Annotated in this window: 1 rRNA gene; it reads right to left on the minus strand. The window is 56.5% G+C overall.

Annotated elements, in window-relative coordinates:
• Positions 1–1,330 (minus strand): 16S ribosomal RNA (locus tag ABD241_RS20620); the annotation flags it as partial.

A 1,330-nucleotide genomic window follows, 5' to 3' on the forward strand; every position in this document is an offset into this window, starting at 1 on the left:
CAAGGCCCGGGAACGTATTCACCGCAGCGTTGCTGATCTGCGATTACTAGCGACTCCGACTTCATGGGGTCGAGTTGCAGACCCCAATCCGAACTGAGACCGGTTTTTTGGGATTCGCTCCACCTCGCGGTTTCGCAGCCCTTTGTACCGGCCATTGTAGCATGCGTGAAGCCCAAGACATAAGGGGCATGATGATTTGACGTCATCCCCACCTTCCTCCGAGTTGACCCCGGCAGTCTCCTATGAGTCCCCACCATCACGTGCTGGCAACATAGAACGAGGGTTGCGCTCGTTGCGGGACTTAACCCAACATCTCACGACACGAGCTGACGACAACCATGCACCACCTGTACACCAGTCCGAAGACGCACCCATCTCTGAGTGATTCCGGTGTATGTCAAGCCTTGGTAAGGTTCTTCGCGTTGCATCGAATTAATCCGCATGCTCCGCCGCTTGTGCGGGCCCCCGTCAATTCCTTTGAGTTTTAGCCTTGCGGCCGTACTCCCCAGGCGGGGAACTTAATGCGTTAGCTGCGGCACGGATCTCGTGGAATGAGACCCACACCTAGTTCCCAACGTTTACGGCATGGACTACCAGGGTATCTAATCCTGTTCGCTCCCCATGCTTTCGCTTCTCAGTGTCAGTAATGGCCCAGAGACCTGCCTTCGCCATCGGTGTTCCTCCTGATATCTGCGCATTCCACCGCTACACCAGGAATTCCAGTCTCCCCTACCACACTCTAGTCTGCCCGTACCCACTGCAAGTCCGAGGTTGAGCCTCGGATTTTCACAGCAGACGCGACAAACCACCTACAAGCTCTTTACGCCCAATAATTCCGGACAACGCTCGCACCCTACGTATTACCGCGGCTGCTGGCACGTAGTTAGCCGGTGCTTCTTCTGCAGGTACCGTCACTTGCGCTTCTTCCCTGCTGAAAGAGGTTTACAACCCGAAGGCCGTCATCCCTCACGCGGCGTCGCTGCATCAGGCTTCCGCCCATTGTGCAATATTCCCCACTGCTGCCTCCCGTAGGAGTCTGGGCCGTGTCTCAGTCCCAGTGTGGCCGGTCGCCCTCTCAGGCCGGCTACCCGTCGTCGCCTTGGTGAGCCATTACCTCACCAACAAGCTGATAGGCCGCGAGTCCATCCCAGACCGAAAAAACTTTCCACACCATACGGATGCCCGTTGGTGTCATATCCGGTATTAGCTCCGGTTTCCCGGGGTTATCCCAGAGTCAGGGGCAGGTTACTCACGTGTTACTCACCCGTTCGCCACTGATCAGACCAAGCAAGCTTGATCGTCACCGTTCGACTTGCATGTGTTAAGCACG

Source organism: Terrabacter lapilli, assembly GCF_039531305.1.
GTDB lineage: Bacteria > Actinomycetota > Actinomycetes > Actinomycetales > Dermatophilaceae > Terrabacter > Terrabacter lapilli.